The sequence below is a fragment of the Streptomyces sp. TBY4 genome, from assembly GCF_024213195.1.
Taxonomy (GTDB): Bacteria; Actinomycetota; Actinomycetes; order Streptomycetales; family Streptomycetaceae; genus Streptomyces.
In genome coordinates this window covers 165,102-181,758 of record NZ_JANAVF010000016.1, presented here as the reverse complement: position 1 = coordinate 181,758, position 16,657 = coordinate 165,102, and the positions used below count along the sequence as shown (strand labels likewise).

The following is a 16,657-nucleotide window of genomic DNA, read 5'->3' as shown; positions in this document are numbered from 1 at the left end:
GACCCGTTGCCGGGTGCGGCGCCGTTGCCGGGGGCGCTGCCCCCGGACCCCCGCTCCTCAAACGCCGGAGGGGCTGGGTTTGAAACGCCGGAGGGGCTGGGTTCAGGCTGGAACGGGGTGGTGTGGGCCACAGGGGGTGGGCGCAGAATCGTGGGTATGCTCGCCGCCATGCCCACGCCCCCCTCCGCCACCGCGCGGGACGAACCCGTCATACGGGATCGCGGCGACGCCTGCCCAGGCGCGCTGCGCCTGCATGCCGCCGACGACGGGTACCTGGCGCGGATCCGGATACCGGGCGGACTGCTCACCATCCAGCAGGCCTCCGTGCTCGCCCTCGCCGCGGACCGGTTCGGGGACGGGAACCTGGAACTCACCTCGCGCGGCAACGTCCAGCTGCGCGGGCTCGCGGACGGGTGCGACGCCGCACTGGCGGGACTCCTGGACGTCGCAGGACTGCTGCCCGCACCGAGCCACGAACGCGTGCGCAACATCGTGGCCACCCCGATGTCCGGAATCCTGAGCGCGGGGCGGCCGTACGTCGTGCCCTGGGTCCTCGAACTGGACCGGCTGCTCTGCGCGAGCCCGCGGGCCGCGGCGCTGTCCGGGCGCTTCCTCTTCGCCCTCGACGACGGCCGCGGGGACGTCGCCTCCCTGGGCCCCGACGTGACCGCCCTCGGCCGGCCCGCAGACCGGGCGCTGCTCCGCCTCGGCGCGGCCGCCGACGCCGTGGAGGTGGCCGGACCGGACGTGCCCCGGGCGGCGCTGCTGGCCGCCGAGTACTTCCTCGACGCCGCCGACGCGGCGGGCACCCGTGCCTGGCGGGTGTCCGAGCTGCCCGCCGAACACGCCCTGGAATCAGCGGAGTTCATCGTACGGCTGGCTGCCGCGGGGGTGGAGGCGACCCACGTGCCCGAGGTGGAGTGGCCGTACGCGCCGCCGCCCCAGCCATGGGGGCAGAGCGTGGGCAATACGGCGCCCATGTGCGTCCTGCCCCCGCTCGGCCGGCTCACCTCCGAGCAGTGGCGGCTGCTCGTCCGGATCGCCGACCGGGGCGGCGGCACGCTGCGGATCACCCCGTGGCGCAGCATCGTCCTGACCTCGGCGAGCACCCGGCGACCGGTCAACGGCTACGCCCAACTGGCGGGCGCCGGGCTGGTGGTCACGCCCGACGGCCCCTGGGAGTCGGTCACCGCGTGCACCGGGCGACCCGGCTGCGCCAAGTCCCTCGCCGACGTACGCGCCGATGCGCGGGCGGTGGTGGACGAGGCGCGCGGGGAACGGCCCGTGCACTGGTCCGGCTGCGAGCGGCGGTGCGGGCATCCGCGCGGCACCGCGTGGGTCGACCTCGTCGCCACCCCCGAGGGATACCGGCTCGACGGACGCCCGGTGCCCCGCAACGAACTTGCCGCGGCCGTCGCCGAAGCGCGCAGCCAACCCCGAGTGTCCGAAGGCGCAGTCAAGAAATGAGCGAGTACACCGTGTTCGAGTACGAGAAGGACGGCGCCGAGATCTACCGCCAGTCCTTTGCCACGATCCGCGCCGAGGCGGACCTCTCCGGGCTGCCCGCCTCGGTCGCCCAGGTCGCGGTGCGCATGATTCACGCCTGCGGCATGACCGACCTGACCCGGGACCTGGGCTACACGCCCGAGGTCGTCCTGCGGGCCCGCGCCGCCCTGGAGGCGGGCGCCCCGATCCTGTGCGACGTGCAGATGGTCGCCAGCGGGGTCACCCGCAAGCGGCTGCCCGCCGACAACCAGGTGATCTGCACCCTCTCCGACCCGGCCGTGCCGGAGCTCGCCGCGAAGATGGGTACGACGCGCAGCGCCGCCGCCCTCGAAGTCTGGCGGGACCGGGGCCTGTTGGAGGGTTCGGTGATCGCCGTCGGGAACGCGCCGACCGCGCTCTTCCGGCTGCTGGAGATGATCGAGGAGGGCGCCCCGCGCCCCGCCGCGGTCATCGGCGTGCCCGTCGGGTTCATCGGGGCCGCCGAGTCGAAGGACGCCCTTGCCGAACACCCCTCCGGCCTCGACCACTTGATCGTCCGTGGGCGGCGCGGCGGCAGCGCCATGGCCGCGGCCGCGGTCAACGCCATTGCGAGCGTGGCCGAATGAGCGCCGGACGACTGTACGGAGTGGGGCTCGGGCCCGGCGACCCCTCGCTGATGACGCTGCGCGCCGTCGAGGTGATCGCGGAGGCCGACGTGGTCGCGTACCACTCCGCCCGCCACGGCCGCTCGATCGCCCGCTCCATCGCCGCGAAGCACCTGCGCGCGGACCATGTGGAGGAGCCGCTGGTCTATCCGGTCACCACCGAGACCACCGACCACCCCGGCGGCTACCAGGGCGCGATGGAGGAGTTCTACGAGGCCTCCGCCGCACGGCTCGCCGTCCACCTGGACGCCGGCCGCACCGTCGCCGTGCTCGCGGAGGGCGACCCGCTCTTCTACAGCTCGTACATGCACATGCACAAGCGGCTCTGCGACCGGTACGAGACCGAGGTGATCCCCGGGGTGACCTCGGTGAGCGCCGCCGCCGCGCGGCTCGGCACCCCGCTCGTGGAGGGCGAGGAGGTGCTCACCATCCTGCCCGGCACCCTGTCCGAGGAGGAACTCACCGCACGCCTCGCCGCCACCGACTCGGCGGTCGTGATGAAGCTGGGGCGCACCTTCCCGGCCATCCGCCGGGCCATGGAGAGCAGCGGCCGGCTGGCCGAGGCGCGGTACGTCGAGCGCGCGACGATGGAGGGGGAGCGGACGGGGCTGCTGGCGGACACCGACCCCGAATCGGTGCCCTACTTCGCCGTCGCCGTGGTGCCCAGCCGGATCGGGAACCCGGGCAGCGTGCCGTCCGGACCCGGCGAGGTCGCCGTCGTCGGCACCGGGCCGGCCGGGCCGCTGTGGCTCACCGCCGAGACGCGCAGGGTGCTGGCCGACGCCGAGGTGCTGGTCGGGTACACGACCTACCTGGACCGGGTCCCGGCCAAGCCGGGGCAGATCCGGCACGGCTCCGACAACAAGGTGGAGTCGGAGCGGGCCGAGTTCGCGCTGGACCTTGCGCGGCGCGGCAAGCGGGTGGCCGTGGTCTCCGGGGGTGACCCCGGGGTCTTCGCGATGGCCACCGCGGTGCTGGAGGTCGCGGGGCAGCCGGAGTACGAGGACGTGCCCGTACGGGTCCTGCCCGGGGTGACGGCCGCCAACGCGGCGGCCGCCGCGGCGGGGGCGCCGCTCGGCCACGACTACGCCACCATCTCCCTCTCCGACCGGCTCAAGCCCTGGGAGGTCATCGCCGAGCGGCTGCGGGCGGCTGCTGCGGCGGATCTCGTCCTGGCGTTGTACAACCCCGGGTCGCGCAGCCGGACCTGGCAGGTGGCGCAGGCCCGCGAGCTGCTCCTGGAGCTGCGGGCGCCGCAGACGCCGGTGGTCGTGGCGCGGGATGTCGGCGGGCCGGAGCAGTCCGTCCGGATCGTCACCCTGGCCGAACTGGAGCCGTCCGAGGTGGACATGCGGACGATCCTGCTGATCGGGTCCTCGCAGACCCAGGTCACGCAGCGGCCTGACGGCTCCCGAGTGACCTGGACCCCGCGGCGCTACGGCTGACCGCTGCGCCTCAAGCGCCGGCGGGGCTGGGTTGTGGCTGGGGTCCGGTCGTACGTGCGGGTGGGGCCGGCTGCGGGTGGGGCGGTGCAGGGGCCGGCGTCCGGCAACGCCTGCACGCTGCCCTGCTTGCCGGGCTTCGGCGCGCCGGCCTGCCGCCGGCGCCGGCCTTGACGCCGCTCAGCGGAGCGGACCGCGCGCCCGGTGTCAATCCTGTGGAACGCGAGGTGGCGTGCCAAGCGGTGTACTACCGTCTCCCACGTCGAACACCGTGACGAACGGGGATGGTTGGATGTTGGCGGAGGGGCTGGGCGTGCTGGCCGCGGCCGGAGGTACTGCGGTCGTCCAGGCGGCTGGGACCAGCGCCTGGCAGGGCTTGCAGCAGTCGATTGCGCAGTGGTTCGCCCGGGGCGACGGGGCGCGTCAGCGCGTCGAGCTGGAACGGCTCGACCGTAGTGCGGCCGCCTTGGAAACAGCACAGGACGACGAGCAGGCAGGAGTGCGCAGCGGCCAGCAAGGAGCCTGGCAGGCCCGCTTCGAGCAGGCGTTGGAGAACCTGAGCGACTCCGAGCGCGAGGAGGCCGCCGAGGTCCTGCGGGCCCTGTTGCAGACGCACGCCCCGGCGGACGGAGCGGAGGCGCCCGCCGACGGCCCGACGATCCGCGGCAACGTGGACATCCGGGCCGATCACGGTTCCGTGGCAGCGGTGCAGATGCGTGACGTCACCGTCGGATTCCCTCCGCAGCCGGGTCCGCAGCAGGGCTGAGCGGGCTCGGAGGCGGTCAGGCCCCTCACCCCACGGCGGACATGTCCGTCTCGGCCACCACGGGCGGATTCGCGGTCGGGCACGCCGACAGCATCACGTACTACGCGTCCGCGCCGGAGCCTGGCGACGGTCACCGGGCCCTGCGCACGAGCGGCCCCGATCACCGGCTCGACTCGTACCTGAGAGCCGTCCGGTCGGCAGCCGATCACCTTCCGCACCCCGGGCTGGCGCCGGAGCTCGACGCACCGTCACTGGCCGACGTCTACGTGCCGCGGCGCACCTCGGCACAGGCCGCGCGGGCTCCCGAGGCCGCCGAACACGTATTCACCGGCGAGGACCCGCTCCGGGTCCTGCTGGCCGGTCCGGGCCACGGCAAGTCGACGCTCCTGCGGCAGCACCTGCTGTCCACCTCCCTGCACCTGCTGGCGACGGAGGGGGACCCCGCCCGTCCGGCGCTCGCCTTCCCGGTGCTGATCCGGGCCGCTGACCTGGTCGGCGCACCCCTGCTGGCGCCCGCCTTGGCGCACGCGGTGACCGAGCAGTGCGGTCCCTTCGGGCTGCGCGAGGCGTTGACCGAGGACTTCTTCCGCCGCCCTCCGCGTCTCGGCGCGCGGTGGCTGGTGATGGTCGACGGCCTCGACGAGGTGCCCGACCGGACGGCCAGGCTGTCCCTCCTCGACCGCTTCGCCCGCGAAACAGGGCAGCCGGACACGCCCTACCGGTTCCTCGTCGCGACCCGCCCTCTGCCCGGCGACGAACTCGACCGGCTGCCCCGCGCCGCCGGCCTCTTCACGCTGGAGCCCTTCACGGACGACGAAGTGCGTACCTACGTGCACAAACGTCTGCATGCTCTGCCCGACACCGACCACCACGTCCGGGCGTTCCTGCGCGGTGTCCGCCGGACTCGGCTCGAGGAACTGGCCCGCATCCCGCTGATGACCGCCATGCTGTGCCATCTGTACGAGGCCGACACCGATCGCCCCCTGCCCGACGGGCGGGCCGGAGTCTTCCGTTCCTTCGTCGAACTGCTCTATGAGGAGAACGTCCACAAGGGCGTCGGTGACCTGCAGGACCGCGCCATTGACACCCTGACCGGCCGCTATCAGATCCCGGCCGACCGCCGCACCGTCGAGAAGGCCGCGGAGCGCGCCCGGGAACACCTGCCGGTCCTCATCGATCACTTGGCCCACGAAAGGATCAGCGGGAACCGGGCTCCGGCCACCGCGATCCTCACCGCGCATCCGTACGCCCGACGGCCGGACGAGGTCAAAGCACCGCTGTGGGACGCGCTGTTGGCCTCGCTGCTGCGCTCCTGCGGCCTGTTGGCCGGCCAGGGCGGCGACGTCGAGTTCCTGCACCGCACGCTCCTGGAGTACCACGCCGCACGTCACGCCACCCGCGACCCCGAGGCCCGCGCACTGCTCTTCGACCGGCTGTTCCCCGGACAGCGGCTGCGCGACAGACTGCGCCGGGCAACTGGGCGTACGTCCGGCATCGAGCCCCTGGATCCGCTGGGCCTCGAACCGTCCTATTCTCCCTGGGCTTCCTTCTCGACGCACTGCTGAATTCGGAGGGGCCCCTGGCAACGGCCACGCTGCGGGCCATGGAGAGCCTGTTCGGATCCGCTGAGATCATCGGATACCACCTGCTCAAGGCACAACTCCAGCTCGGCAGCAGCATCCCGCGGCCGAAGGCAGCACAGTGGCTGACCGCGTTCGGGAACAGCCCCGCCGTGGACGACCAGGGACGGGTGGAGGCCGCATGGGACCTCGCTGAGCTGGAGGGCCACCTCGACGACGGTGCGCGGTTGCTGGCCCGTCTCGCCGCCGACCGCGCGCTCGATCCGGACCCACGCAGTTGGGCCGCCGAGATCCTCTCCGGGCTTGAGGGCTACGCGTCGGCCGGGGCCGCGCTGCTCCTCCAGTTCATAGACGATCCGGCACCGTCCCTGGACAGCATTCTCATCGCCGTCCGGGCGCTGGCCCGGATCGAGGGCCATGGCTCTCTCGGAGTGCAGTTGCTCACCGAGTGCGCCATGGACCCGGGGACCGAGGACCACCTCCGCTGCATGGCGGCCGACTTCCTCACCGAGCTGGACGAGCACCGCGAGTCCGGTGCCGCGCTGCTGCTCGACCTCGCCCAGTACGGCTCGGTCACCGCCGCCCGGTACCTCTCCAACATGGACGAGCCAGACCGGGAGGACGGAGTGGGCCTGCTCACCGCGTTCGCGGGGGACAGCGCCACGCAACCGGATGACCGGGCATGGGCTGCCGAGGCACTGGCCCGGGCCGGCTACCAAGATCGCGCCGCCCGCCTGCTCACCGAACTGGCCCGGGAGACGCCGCCCGGAAGCCACTCCCAGCTGGCGGCCGTCGAGAGGCTGGTCGAGTTGGACGCGGAAGCCGCCGCGGAACTGATCCTGCCCGTCGTGACCGGCCGCAGCATCCACCCGTCCAACCGGCTGCGCGGGCTCCGACTCCTGGCCCGCTCGACCACCCACCAGGGCGAGGCAGCTCGACAGCTCGCCGGCATCGCGGCCGACACGACTGCGGAGGAGAGCGACCGCGTGGACGCCGCTGCGGAGCTGGCCCGGCTGGACGGGCACCGCGAGGAAGCGGTCGGCGTACTCTTCGGCATCGCCCGGGACGGCGGCGCCCCCGTATGGGACCGGATCACCGCGGCCTCCGAACTGGCCGAGCGCAGAGAAGAACGCTCGGCCGAACTCCTCTCGGCCTTCGCCGCTGATCCCACGGCTCCCCGGAACGCAAGAGCCATGGCCGCGCGCGCTCTGGCCAAGCTGGACGGCCACCGCGCCGCGGGCTTGCGGCTCCTGGCCGCGTTGGCCAACGACCCTCGGGCCGGCAAGATGGATCGGACCAACGCCGCGACCTCGCTGGCCACTCTCGACCTACAGCGGATCCGTCGATGACATGTGTCCGGCTGATCGGCAAGTAACGGGCACCGGCACCCTCGTCGAAGGGTGGGTAGGGGACTTGGCCCGCGCACCGGTGTCCGTCGCTGGGGGCCGGTCGGCGGTGCCGGGGCGCGTGGGCCGGACTCAGGCCGACAGCCAGTCCAGGACTTCGCCGACCGACGGAGTCTGGCGGACGCCCTCCGGAACCGCAGGCCGCCGGACGACCAGCACCGGGATCCCCGCCTCCCGCGCAGCCGTCAGCTTGGGGGAGGTCGCGGAGCCGCCGCTGTCCTTGGTGACCAGGAGGTCGATGCGGTGGCGGGCCAGGAGTTCGCGCTCGTCGGCGAGGGTGAACGGGCCGCGGGCCAGGAGGACTTCGAGGCGCGGCGGCACCGCCCCGGCCGGTGGGTCCACCGAACGCACCAGGAACCAGGGCTCGGTGAGGTGCGCGAAGCTGTGCAGTCCCATCCGGCCGGTGGTGAGGAAGGCGCGGGTGCCGAGACCGGGAAGGGCAGTGGCGGCGCCGGCGAGGGAGTCCGTGAAGTGCCAGTCGTCGCCGGGGCCCGGAGTCCAGCCGGGGCGGCGCAGGGCGAGCAGGCGTACGCCCGAAAGGGCTGCGGCCTGGGCCGCGTTGAAGCTCATCCGCTCCGCGAAGGGGTGCGTGGCGTCGACCAGGTGCGTGACCCGGTGCGCGGCGATCCAGGCCGCCAGGCCTTCGGGACCGCCGAACCCGCCGATCCGGGTCTCCCCGGGCGGGAGCACCGGGGAGGTGACCCGGCCTGCCAGTGAGGTGGTCACCCGGGGGGAGCCGGGCGCGGCGGTCAGCGCCTCCGCGAGGCGGCGGGCCTCCGTGGTGCCGCCGAGGATCAGGACGTGCGCCGGATCAGCAGGCATGCCGGTCGCGCTCGGCGGAGTACAGGTGGCTGTCGCGGAACTGCTCGGCGCCCAGGGTGCGGCCCACCAGGATGACGGCCGTGCGGACCAGCCCGGCCTCCTTCACCTGGGCGGCGATGTCGGCGAGCGTCCCGCGCAGGATCAGCTCGTCGGGGCGGCTGGCCATCGCGACCACTGCCGCCGGGCACTCGGCCCCGTAGTGCGGGACGAGTTCGTCCACGACGCGGTCGACGTAGCGGGTGGCCAGGTGCAGCACGAGGAGGGCCCCGCTGCGGCCCAGTGTGGCGAGGTCCTCGCCGGGGGGCATGGGCGTGGCCTGCTGGGAGATCCGGGTCAGGATCACGGTCTGGCCGACGGTGGGAACGGTCAGCTCCCGCTTCAGCGCGGCGGCCGCTGCGGCGAAGGCGGGGACGCCGGGGACGACCTCGTAGGGGATGCCGGCCGCGTCGAGCCGGCGCATCTGCTCGGCGACGGCGCTGAAGACGGACGGGTCGCCGGAGTGGAGCCGGGCGACGTCCTGGCCGGCCGCGTGCGCGCGTACGCACTCGGCGATGATCTCGTCCAGGTTCAGCTGCGCGGTGTCGACGAGGCGGGCGTCCGGCGGGCATTCGGCGAGCAGTTCGCGCGGGACCAGGCTGCCCGCGTACAGGCAGACGGGGGCAGCGGCCAGGGTCCGGGCGCCGCGCACCGTGATCAGGTCGGCGGCGCCGGGGCCCGCGCCGATGAAGTACACGGTCATATCGTCTGATCCACCATTTCATGGTCGATTTGGGCATTCGGGTGGGGCTTGGTGACCGACCACTGGGTGACGGGCATCGCCTGGCGCCAGCCCGTGAAACCGCCCACCGGTACGGCGTGCGCGACGGCCAGCTTCACCAGTTCGCCGCCGTGGCGGCGGTAGCGGTCGGTGAGGACCGCCTCCGACTCCAGGGTGACGGTGTTGACCACGAGCCGGCCGCCGGGCGTCAGTGCCTCCCAGGCCGCGTCGAGCAGGCCCGGTGCGGTCAGGCCGCCGCCGATGAACACCGCGTCGGGGGCGGGCAGTCCGGCGAGTGCGCCGGGCGCGGAGCCGGTGACCACGCGCAGGCCGGGCACGCCGAGCGCGGCCGCGTTACGGGTGATCCGCGCGGCCCGCTCGGCCACCCGCTCCACGGTCACCGCGCGGCAGGAGGGGTGCGTGCGCATCCACTCGATGCCGATGGAGCCGGAGCCGCCGCCGATGTCCCACAGCAGTTCGCCGGGGGCGGGGGCGAGGGCGCACAGGGTCGCGGCGCGGACGTGGCGCTTGGTGAGCTGGCCGTCGTGCTCGTAGGCGGCGTCGGGGAGGCCGGGGGTCGCGCCGAGCCGGGGGGTTTCGGCGCGGGGGTCGCGGCGGCAGTCGACGGCGATCACGTTGAGGGGGTCGCCGGGCGGGTGCTGCCAGCTCTGGGCGAGGCCCTCGTACGTGTCCTCGTGCTCGGAGCCGAGCTGTTCCAGGACGCGCATCCGGCTGGGGCCGAAGCCCCGCTCTCGAAGGAGAGCGGCGATCTCGTTTGCGGTCAGTGCTCCGGCGCTCAGCACCAGGACGCGGCGGCCCTCGTACAGTGCGGCCGCGAGCCGGGCCACCGGGCGGCCGACCACGGTGACCACCTCGGTGTCCTCCATCGGCCAGCCGAGGCGGGCGCAGGCGTAGGACACGGAGGAGGGGTGCGGGACGACGCGCAGGGCGTCGGGACCGAGCTCCTCGGAGAGGGCGCGGCCGATCCCGTAGAACATGGGGTCGCCGCTGGCCAGCACCGCGATGCGGCGGCCCGCGTGCTCGGCCATCAGCTTCGGCACCGCCGGGCGCAGCGGGCTGGGCCACGCCACGCGGGTGCCGCCGCACTCGCCGGGCGGCAGCAGGTCCAGCTGCCGGGGGCCGCCGATCAGCACCTCGGCCCCGGCGAGGGCGGCTCGCGCGGGGGTGGTGAGCCCGGCCCAGCCGTCTGCGCCGACGCCGACGAGCGAGACGGGGGTGGGGGGCGGTGCGGAGCTCACTGGGTGGACCTCGGGGTACGGAAGCGGGTGGACCCGCAGCCTACTGGTCCCACCCCGGCCCCCTCCCGCCCGGGCCCCGCCCCGGACCCCCGGTCCTCAAACGCCGGACGGGCTGGATTTGGGCTGGCCTCGGCCCCCGCGTGGATGCGGGAGGGGGATTGGGCTGTCCCCTACCCGCCCTTCCACCGTTCCCCGGGCTCTGCCCGGACCCGTTGCCGGGTGCGGCGCCGTTCCCGGGGGCCAGCCCCCGGACCCCCGCTCCTCAACCGCGGGAGGGGCTGGGTTTTCGCCTGGCGGGGCTGGATTGCCCGCAGGGCAATTCCAGCCCCGCCGGCGTTTGAGGCGCGGGGTCTGGGGCGGAGCCCCAGGGGGGCCGGGCGCAGCCCGGTACCCCCTCCCAGCCGGTCCGGCGTTTGAGGACCGGGGTCCGGGCGGAGCCCGGGGACACACCCCAGCCCCGCCGGCGTTTGAGGCGCGGGTCCGGGCAGCGCCCGGGGAACGGGCGAAGGGCGGGTAGGGGACGGCCCCGCGCAGCGGGAGGCCCGTGGGCCGGGCCGGGCTGTATTCCTCCGGCGGGCCGAAGTGGACCCGGGGTGACAAGTCCGGCGAACGGCTCCGGGGGCTTCCGGACAGCTCGCAGGAGTCTCGTACGCGTCTCTACCGCCTTGAATCCCCGGGAGCTAGCTTGCTACTCGCCAGTCACTTCAGGCTGTCGGGCCGCATCCCCCCGGGAGAGCCATGCGCAGATCCGTCCTGCTCGTCGTCCTCGCCGCCGTCGTCGCGGCGGTCGTCGGTGCCCTCCTCACCGCCCCCGCGGCGCAGGCCGCCAGTCGCGCGCAGCAACGTACGCCGGTCGTTCTCGTGCACGGGTTCGGGGACACCGCGGCCTCCCTCGACGGGCTGGAGGACCATCTGCACGCCCAGGGGTGGCTCTCCAGCGACCTCGCCGAGTTCGGTTACGACTGGGCCGCCACGAATGAAGCCAACGCCGCCCGGTTCGGCGCCTTTCTCGACGAACGGTTCGGCAGTCGCCCCGTCAACGTGGTCGCCCACAGCATGGGCTCGCTGCTGACGCGCAAGTATCTGAAGGACGGCGGGAGTTCACGGGTCCGTGCCTGGGTCTCGCTCGGCGGGCCCAATCACGGGGCGGGGGACGCCGCGCCCTGCGGGCCCTTCGCCACCTTCTGCGACATCCATGCCGCCTCGCTCGCGGACATGACCCCCGGCAGCCCCTTCCTGAACTCCCTCAACGCCGGCGACGAGACCCCGGGTGCCACCCGCTACACCACCTTCAGCTCCACCTGCGACCAGCAGATCCCGCCCGGTGACAGCCGGGCCCCGCGCTCCACCGAGCTGGCGGGGGCCGTCAACCACGTCCTTCCGGTGGGCGACAGCGGCTGCCCCTCGCACTACGGGCTGCTCGGCAACGACTGGGTGCGGAGCCGGATCGTCGCCGAGTTCTCCAAGGATCCGGTGAGCGAAGTGGAGCTGAAGGGCGGGCCGTTCCGGATCACCGTCGACTCGGCGCGGTTCACCTCCAGCGGCGAGAACGCCCCCGAGCTGTACGACGGGCTCACGCTGACCACCGACGGGACCGCCCGCTCCCTCTGGCGCCGGGACCGCTCCGGGGCCACCGCCTTCCCCGACCACGACCCGTGGTTCGGGCTCGACGATTCCACCCGGAGCCAGGTCTTCAGCGGCCGGGCGACCGTCACCGCCTACCTCACCGACGCCGACTACAGCGCGGGGAACAACGACGACGTGATGGCGGCCGGACGCGTCCACTGGGACCCGGCCCTCGGCTTCGGCCGGTTCACCGCCAGGATGTCCGGCGTGGACGGCGGCGAAGCCTCCGTCACCTACACCGTCACCCCGGCGCAGGGCGTACCCGCCTGCCGGATCCGGCTGGACCAGGCGGAGTTGACCTACTTCGACGACGGTACGACCCGCCCCGCGCTCTACGGGGACATCGCGGTCCGGACCGGCGACGGTGCGCGCACCGCGGTGTGGTCGCGCTCCGCTTCGGACCCGTCGACCTTCCCCAACCAGGGCAACCGCACCAACCCCGACCCGTACTTCTACCAGCGCGTCGGCTCGGGGGCCGCGTACGGACCCGGCCCGTTCGAGATCGGCGTCCTCCTCTGGGACTACGACGCCTCCTCGGCCGACGACCTGGTCGCCCGGGGCACGGTGGCCTGGGATCCGTACACCGACCGGCCGGGGACCCGTACCAGCGAGTTCCGCGGGGACGGCGCAGGGCACGTGAAGGTGACCTGGACCGTCCTCTGCCCCTGAGCGGGCGGAGGACGGCACCCCCTTCGCCGGGGCCCGGCCGGCGCGCCCCGGTATGAGCCCGTCCGCCCCCGTCGAGCCTCTGTCCGCCCCGACCCGGCCCTGACCAGGGAGCGGCTCCGGCCGTCACACTGGACGGCATGGACGACGACGCAACGGACAACCACCTACGTACCACCGGCCCGCAGGCCGATCCGCCCTTCGCAGAAGACAGCGGGGGCAGCGCCGGGGACCACGCCGTGGTCCTCGGCGCCGGCATGGCCGGGCTGCTGACCGCGCGGGTGCTCGCGATGCGGTTCTCGCGGGTCACCGTGATCGAGCGGGACGAACTGCCCGCTGGGGAGCCGGTGTTCCGGCCCGGCATACCCCAGTCCCGGCACGCGCACATCCTGTGGGCGCGGGGTGTGGAGCTGATCGAGCTGATGCTGCCGGGCATCACCGGCAAGCTGGTCGCCGCGGGGGCGGGACTCTACGACTCGCCGCGCGACTTCCTCTGGCTCAGCCCGGCCGACTGGTTCGGGCCGGTCTCCGGAGCCCGAGTACTGCTCGCGAGCCGGGAGTTGCTCGACTCGACGGTGCGGGCGGAGGTGCTGCGCAACGCACGCGTCCGGGTCCGGGCCGGTGCGACCGCCACCGGACTCGTGGCCGGGCCGGACGGCCGTACCGTGACCGGCGTGGAACTGCGCGGCGGCGAGCGGCTGGACGCGCGCCTCGTCGTCGACGCGACCGGCCGTACCTCCAAGGCCCCCGCCTGGCTGGCGGCGCTCGGCCACCCGGCCCCGGCCGTCACCCGCTACGACTCCCATCTCGGGTACAGCAGCCGCTACTTCGAGATACCGGAGGATCCCGCACGGCGCTGGCAGGGCATGTACGTCCAGGGCCGGCCCGAGCTCCCGCGCGGCGGGGTGCTGATGCCGCTGGACGGGAAGCGCTGGCTGGTGACCCTCGTCGGCAACGGCGAACACGCCCCGTCCGCACGGGAGGAGGAGTTCCTCCCCTTCGCCCGGACCCTGCGCAGTCCGGCCCTGTACGACGCCATCCGGGACGCGGTCCCGCTGTCCTCGCCCACCGCCTTCCGGAACAACATCAACGAGTGGCGCCACTTCGAGCGCCTGGAGCGCTGGCCGGCCGGGTTCCTGGTCCTCGGTGACGCCGCCTGCCGGGTCAACCCCGTCTACGGGCACGGGATGACGGTCGCGGCGCTCGCCGCGGAGGCCCTGGCCAAGGAGATCCGCACCCTGGACCCGGCGCAGATCGCCGCCGCCTCCCACCGGATCCAGCGCCGGACCGTCGCGGCGGCCGCGGTGCCCTGGCAGATCGCCACCAGCGAGGACATGCGGTACCCGGTGACGGAGGGGCCGCCGCCGGACCGGTCCACGCGGATCCTGCAGCGCTACATGTCCCGGGTGATGGCGGGAGCCAACGCCGACCAGGCGATCGCCTCCCGCTTCTTCGGCGTGCTCTCGCTGACCCGTCCGCCCGGCACCCTGCTCGACCCGGTCACGATGGTCCGCGTCCTGTCCAAGCGCCACCTGGCGACGGACCCGGACACCACCGCCTATCCGGCCCACCACGGCCCACCGGCGGACCGGGGCGCGCGCCGCGTCGTGTAGCGGCGCGAGAGGAGGGCGCAGGGGCGGTCCCCGCCACCCCTGCGCCCCCCGGCTCTCAGCTTCGGCGGGTCACTTCGACGGGCTGAGCTGCACCGTCGTCAGGGCCCCGCCCGCGGCCTCCTTCACCACCGTGAGGCGGGTCCCGGTGTCCGGGACCTTGACGCCGAGCTGCGGCAGGCCCGCGTTCCAGTACGTTCCGTGGCGGTCGTCGAAGACCGGTACGCCGCTCCGGGCCGGGATCACGGTCGGGACGCCCGCCTTGTGCAGGACGATCCGGTCGCTGCTCCCGAGGGAGAAGGGGGCGTCGAAGGTCTGCGCGCGTGCGTTGAGGAGCGTTCCGTCCGCGTGGGCCAGCGGCTGCGGGCGGGAGTCGACGGGGAGCAGCATGCCGCCGCCGGGGTGCGCCTTGGTGGTGTTGTCGCTGTACGCCGTGTCCCAGAGCCAGATCAGCACGCCCTGCTGGTACGGGTAGAACTCCACCTTGTCGCCCGTGAAGCCGAAGTTGTACGGCCCCGTCCTCAGCAGGCTGCCGTAGCCGGTGTAGCGGCGGTTCTCCACGAAGTACGCGCGCGGGTGCTGCTCGCTGCCCGTGCGGCCCTCCGTACGGGACCACTTGACCGCCGTCCAGCCGTTCGCGCCCTGCTCCGCCCCGTCGCGCAGCAGTACCCGGTCGTCGGTGCCCGCCGTGATGCGGATGTCGTCGAAGGTGACCCCCTTGCCGTGGGTGTTGCTGTCGGAGGTGACGCGCAGCCTCAACTGGACGGAGCGAGAAGTGAATTGGGTCAGCGGGACCGAGAGTTGGGTCCAGCCGGCCGAGGTGCCCGAGATTCCCTTCGCGCCGATCGGCGCGGCGTCCACCGTGCCCGGCAGCGCCGTCCAGGCGGCCCCGCCGTCCGTGGAGGCCTCCACCGTCAGGTAGTCGAAGTCCTGCTCGATGTCGTACCAGACCCGGGCGTCCAGGCGGGCCGGCGTCCCCGCCGCGGTCCCCGAGAGGTCCACCGTGCGGGTCAGCGTGTTGTCCATGAAGTCGCCGGTGCCGCTCCACCACTGGCTGCCGCCCTCGTACGGGTCGGTCAGCTCGGTGGTGGTCGTGGACGGCGGCAGGTGCACCAGCAGGGCCTGCGGGTCCTCGGTGTTGTAGCCGGACACCCCGAGCGTGGCCCGCGTGGTGCGGCCCGCGTCGGCTTCCGTGTACTGGAGCCAGCCCAGCTGCAGTTTGCTCCAGGGGTCGAGGTCGCCCGGGAACTCGCCGGTGGAATTGCGGCCCTTGCCCAGGTAGGACGCCGAGGACATCAGCGACCAGTAGTTGACGCTGTTGTCCCCGTCGGAGCTGTACAGGTCGGGCAGACCCAGATCGTGCCCGAACTCGTGCGCGAAGAGGCCCGCGCCGCTGTTCTCCCCGCCGGTCAGGTAGTCCCCGGCCCAGATGCCGGTGTCCCCGACCGGGGTGCCCCCGGCCTTGTTGCCCTCCGGGCCGGCGCTGCCGGCCTGGTTCCAGTAGGCGAACCAGCGGTGGGCCCACACGGCGTCCTTGCCCTGCGCGCCGCCGCCCCAGGTGCCGTCCTTGCCCGCGTGGACGACGACGAGGTGGTCGAGGTAGCCGTCCGGCTCGTCGAAGTTCCCGTCGTGGTCGGCGTCGTAGCGGTCCCACACGTCGTACTCGGCGAGCTGCGCCTTGATCTGCTCGGGCGTACGGCCTTGTCCGAGCTCGGACTTGTACCAGGAATCGGTGGCGTCCCGGATCATGTCCCAGTTGGTCCGGCACTGGCCGGACTCGGAGCAGTTGTCCGTGCCGTAACGGGCTTCGTTCCAGGGGAGCTTGACCCAGTCGGTCACCATGCCGTCCATGTCGTACCGGCCGGAGGACTGGAGCCGGTAGTAGGCGCGCAGGGACGCGGACCCCGGGTCGGTGGAGAAGAACTGCTTCTCGTAGAAGGACCGGTCGAAGTCCTTGCGCCACAGGGTGTGGTTGTCGTCCGCGGCCGGCCGGCCGATCGTGTTGTGCGCCGGGCCGGGAGTGCCGCCGAAGCGCGGCTTGCCCTCGAACTCGGTGGTGTTGTCCACCTGGTCGCCGAACTCGGCGAGGATCACGAAGACCTTGTCCTTGCGCTCCTGGGCCAGTTCGACGTACCGCTTGCCGATCCTGGCCTTGCGCGGCAGCGTGCCGTCGGCCTCGGCGCGCAGGCCGCCGGGGCGGCCCGCGGCCACTTCCTCGAGGGCCTGGCGGCGCAGGGCCTGGCGCTGGAGCTCCAGGGGCGCGGGCGGCGGGGCGGCCCGGTGGGCCTGCTCCTGCCCGGCGGGCGTCGGTGTCGGCGCCGACGTCGGCGGAGGGGTCGGGGGTGCGGTGGCGGCGAGCGCGGGGGCGGCGAGGAGGGCGAGTGATATCGCCGCTCCCACCGCAGCGAGTCTGCGCAACGTAGCTGACCTTTCTGGAGGTTCCGGTCGGTCGAAGGGGCCGGAGCGGGAGTAATATTTCACATGTGACAGGTGATTGATAGGTGTGTGGGGAAGGCGGACTCGACGTTCCGAGGGCTCTGCTCGCCGCGCGGCGCTATCGTGCCGAGCGGGGA

Annotated in this window: 12 protein-coding genes; 8 read left to right on the top strand and 4 right to left on the bottom strand. The window is 73.5% G+C overall.

Annotated elements, in window-relative coordinates; all coding sequences use genetic code 11:
• Nucleotides 1-168 precede the first annotated feature (168 nt).
• The 6 genes from NLX94_RS30815 (at nt 169) to NLX94_RS30790 (ending at nt 7,287) form a co-directional block, all read left to right on the top strand.
• Nucleotides 169-1,467 (top strand): cobalamin biosynthesis protein CobG, encoded by a 1,299-nt coding sequence (locus tag NLX94_RS30815; RefSeq protein ID WP_254386393.1) that lies wholly within the window; start codon nt 169-171, stop codon nt 1,465-1,467.
• Entirely contained in the window at nt 1,464-2,111 is a 648-nt protein-coding gene (locus NLX94_RS30810; RefSeq protein ID WP_254386392.1) for a precorrin-8X methylmutase, read from the top strand. The genes NLX94_RS30815 and NLX94_RS30810 overlap by 4 nt, the downstream gene beginning before the upstream one ends.
• The gene (locus tag NLX94_RS30805; protein ID WP_254386391.1) at nt 2,108-3,595 is read left to right on the top strand and encodes a precorrin-2 C(20)-methyltransferase; all 1,488 of its coding nucleotides are present in this window, start codon (nt 2,108-2,110) and stop codon (nt 3,593-3,595) included. The genes NLX94_RS30810 and NLX94_RS30805 overlap by 4 nt, the downstream gene beginning before the upstream one ends.
• A 289-nt stretch (nt 3,596-3,884) precedes the next feature.
• Entirely contained in the window at nt 3,885-4,358 is a 474-nt protein-coding gene (locus tag NLX94_RS30800) for a hypothetical protein (protein WP_254386390.1), read from the top strand.
• Between the two features lie 41 nt (nt 4,359-4,399).
• Nucleotides 4,400-5,923, top strand: coding sequence for an NACHT domain-containing NTPase (locus tag NLX94_RS30795; RefSeq protein ID WP_254386389.1), 1,524 nt, complete (start codon nt 4,400-4,402; stop codon nt 5,921-5,923).
• A gap of 38 nt (nt 5,924-5,961) precedes the next feature.
• Nucleotides 5,962-7,287 (top strand): hypothetical protein, encoded by a 1,326-nt coding sequence (locus tag NLX94_RS30790; protein WP_254386388.1) that lies wholly within the window; start codon nt 5,962-5,964, stop codon nt 7,285-7,287.
• A gap of 129 nt (nt 7,288-7,416) precedes the next feature.
• On the opposite strand, the gene NLX94_RS30785 is transcribed toward NLX94_RS30790, so the two are convergent.
• From NLX94_RS30785 to cbiE, 3 genes are read right to left on the bottom strand one after another with little or no spacing between them, the layout of a single operon-like run.
• Nucleotides 7,417-8,166 carry a cobalt-precorrin-6A reductase gene (locus NLX94_RS30785; RefSeq protein WP_254386387.1) on the bottom strand — a complete coding sequence of 250 codons (750 nt, stop codon included), beginning with the start codon at nt 8,164-8,166 and terminating at the stop codon, nt 7,417-7,419.
• Nucleotides 8,156-8,905, bottom strand: coding sequence for a precorrin-4 C(11)-methyltransferase (gene cobM / locus NLX94_RS30780; protein ID WP_254386385.1), 750 nt, complete (start codon nt 8,903-8,905; stop codon nt 8,156-8,158). The genes NLX94_RS30785 and cobM overlap by 11 nt, the downstream gene beginning before the upstream one ends.
• Nucleotides 8,902-10,182: a precorrin-6y C5,15-methyltransferase (decarboxylating) subunit CbiE gene (gene cbiE / locus NLX94_RS30775; RefSeq protein ID WP_254386384.1), complete on the bottom strand. Its 1,281-nt coding sequence runs from the start codon at nt 10,180-10,182 to the stop codon at nt 8,902-8,904. Before cbiE ends, cobM begins: the two co-directional genes overlap by 4 nt.
• 738 nt (nt 10,183-10,920) lie before the next feature.
• Between cbiE and NLX94_RS30770 the strand changes: the two genes are divergently transcribed.
• Entirely contained in the window at nt 10,921-12,477 is a 1,557-nt protein-coding gene (locus NLX94_RS30770) for a triacylglycerol lipase (RefSeq protein WP_254386383.1), read from the top strand.
• A gap of 137 nt (nt 12,478-12,614) precedes the next feature.
• Nucleotides 12,615-14,087 (top strand): NAD(P)/FAD-dependent oxidoreductase, encoded by a 1,473-nt coding sequence (locus NLX94_RS30765; protein WP_254386382.1) that lies wholly within the window; start codon nt 12,615-12,617, stop codon nt 14,085-14,087.
• 69 nt (nt 14,088-14,156) lie between these two features.
• On the opposite strand, the gene NLX94_RS30760 is transcribed toward NLX94_RS30765, so the two are convergent.
• Complete coding sequence (locus NLX94_RS30760; RefSeq protein ID WP_254386381.1) at nt 14,157-16,484, bottom strand: immune inhibitor A domain-containing protein; 2,328 nt, start codon at nt 16,482-16,484, stop codon at nt 14,157-14,159.
• Between the last annotated feature and the right edge of the window lie 173 nt (nt 16,485-16,657).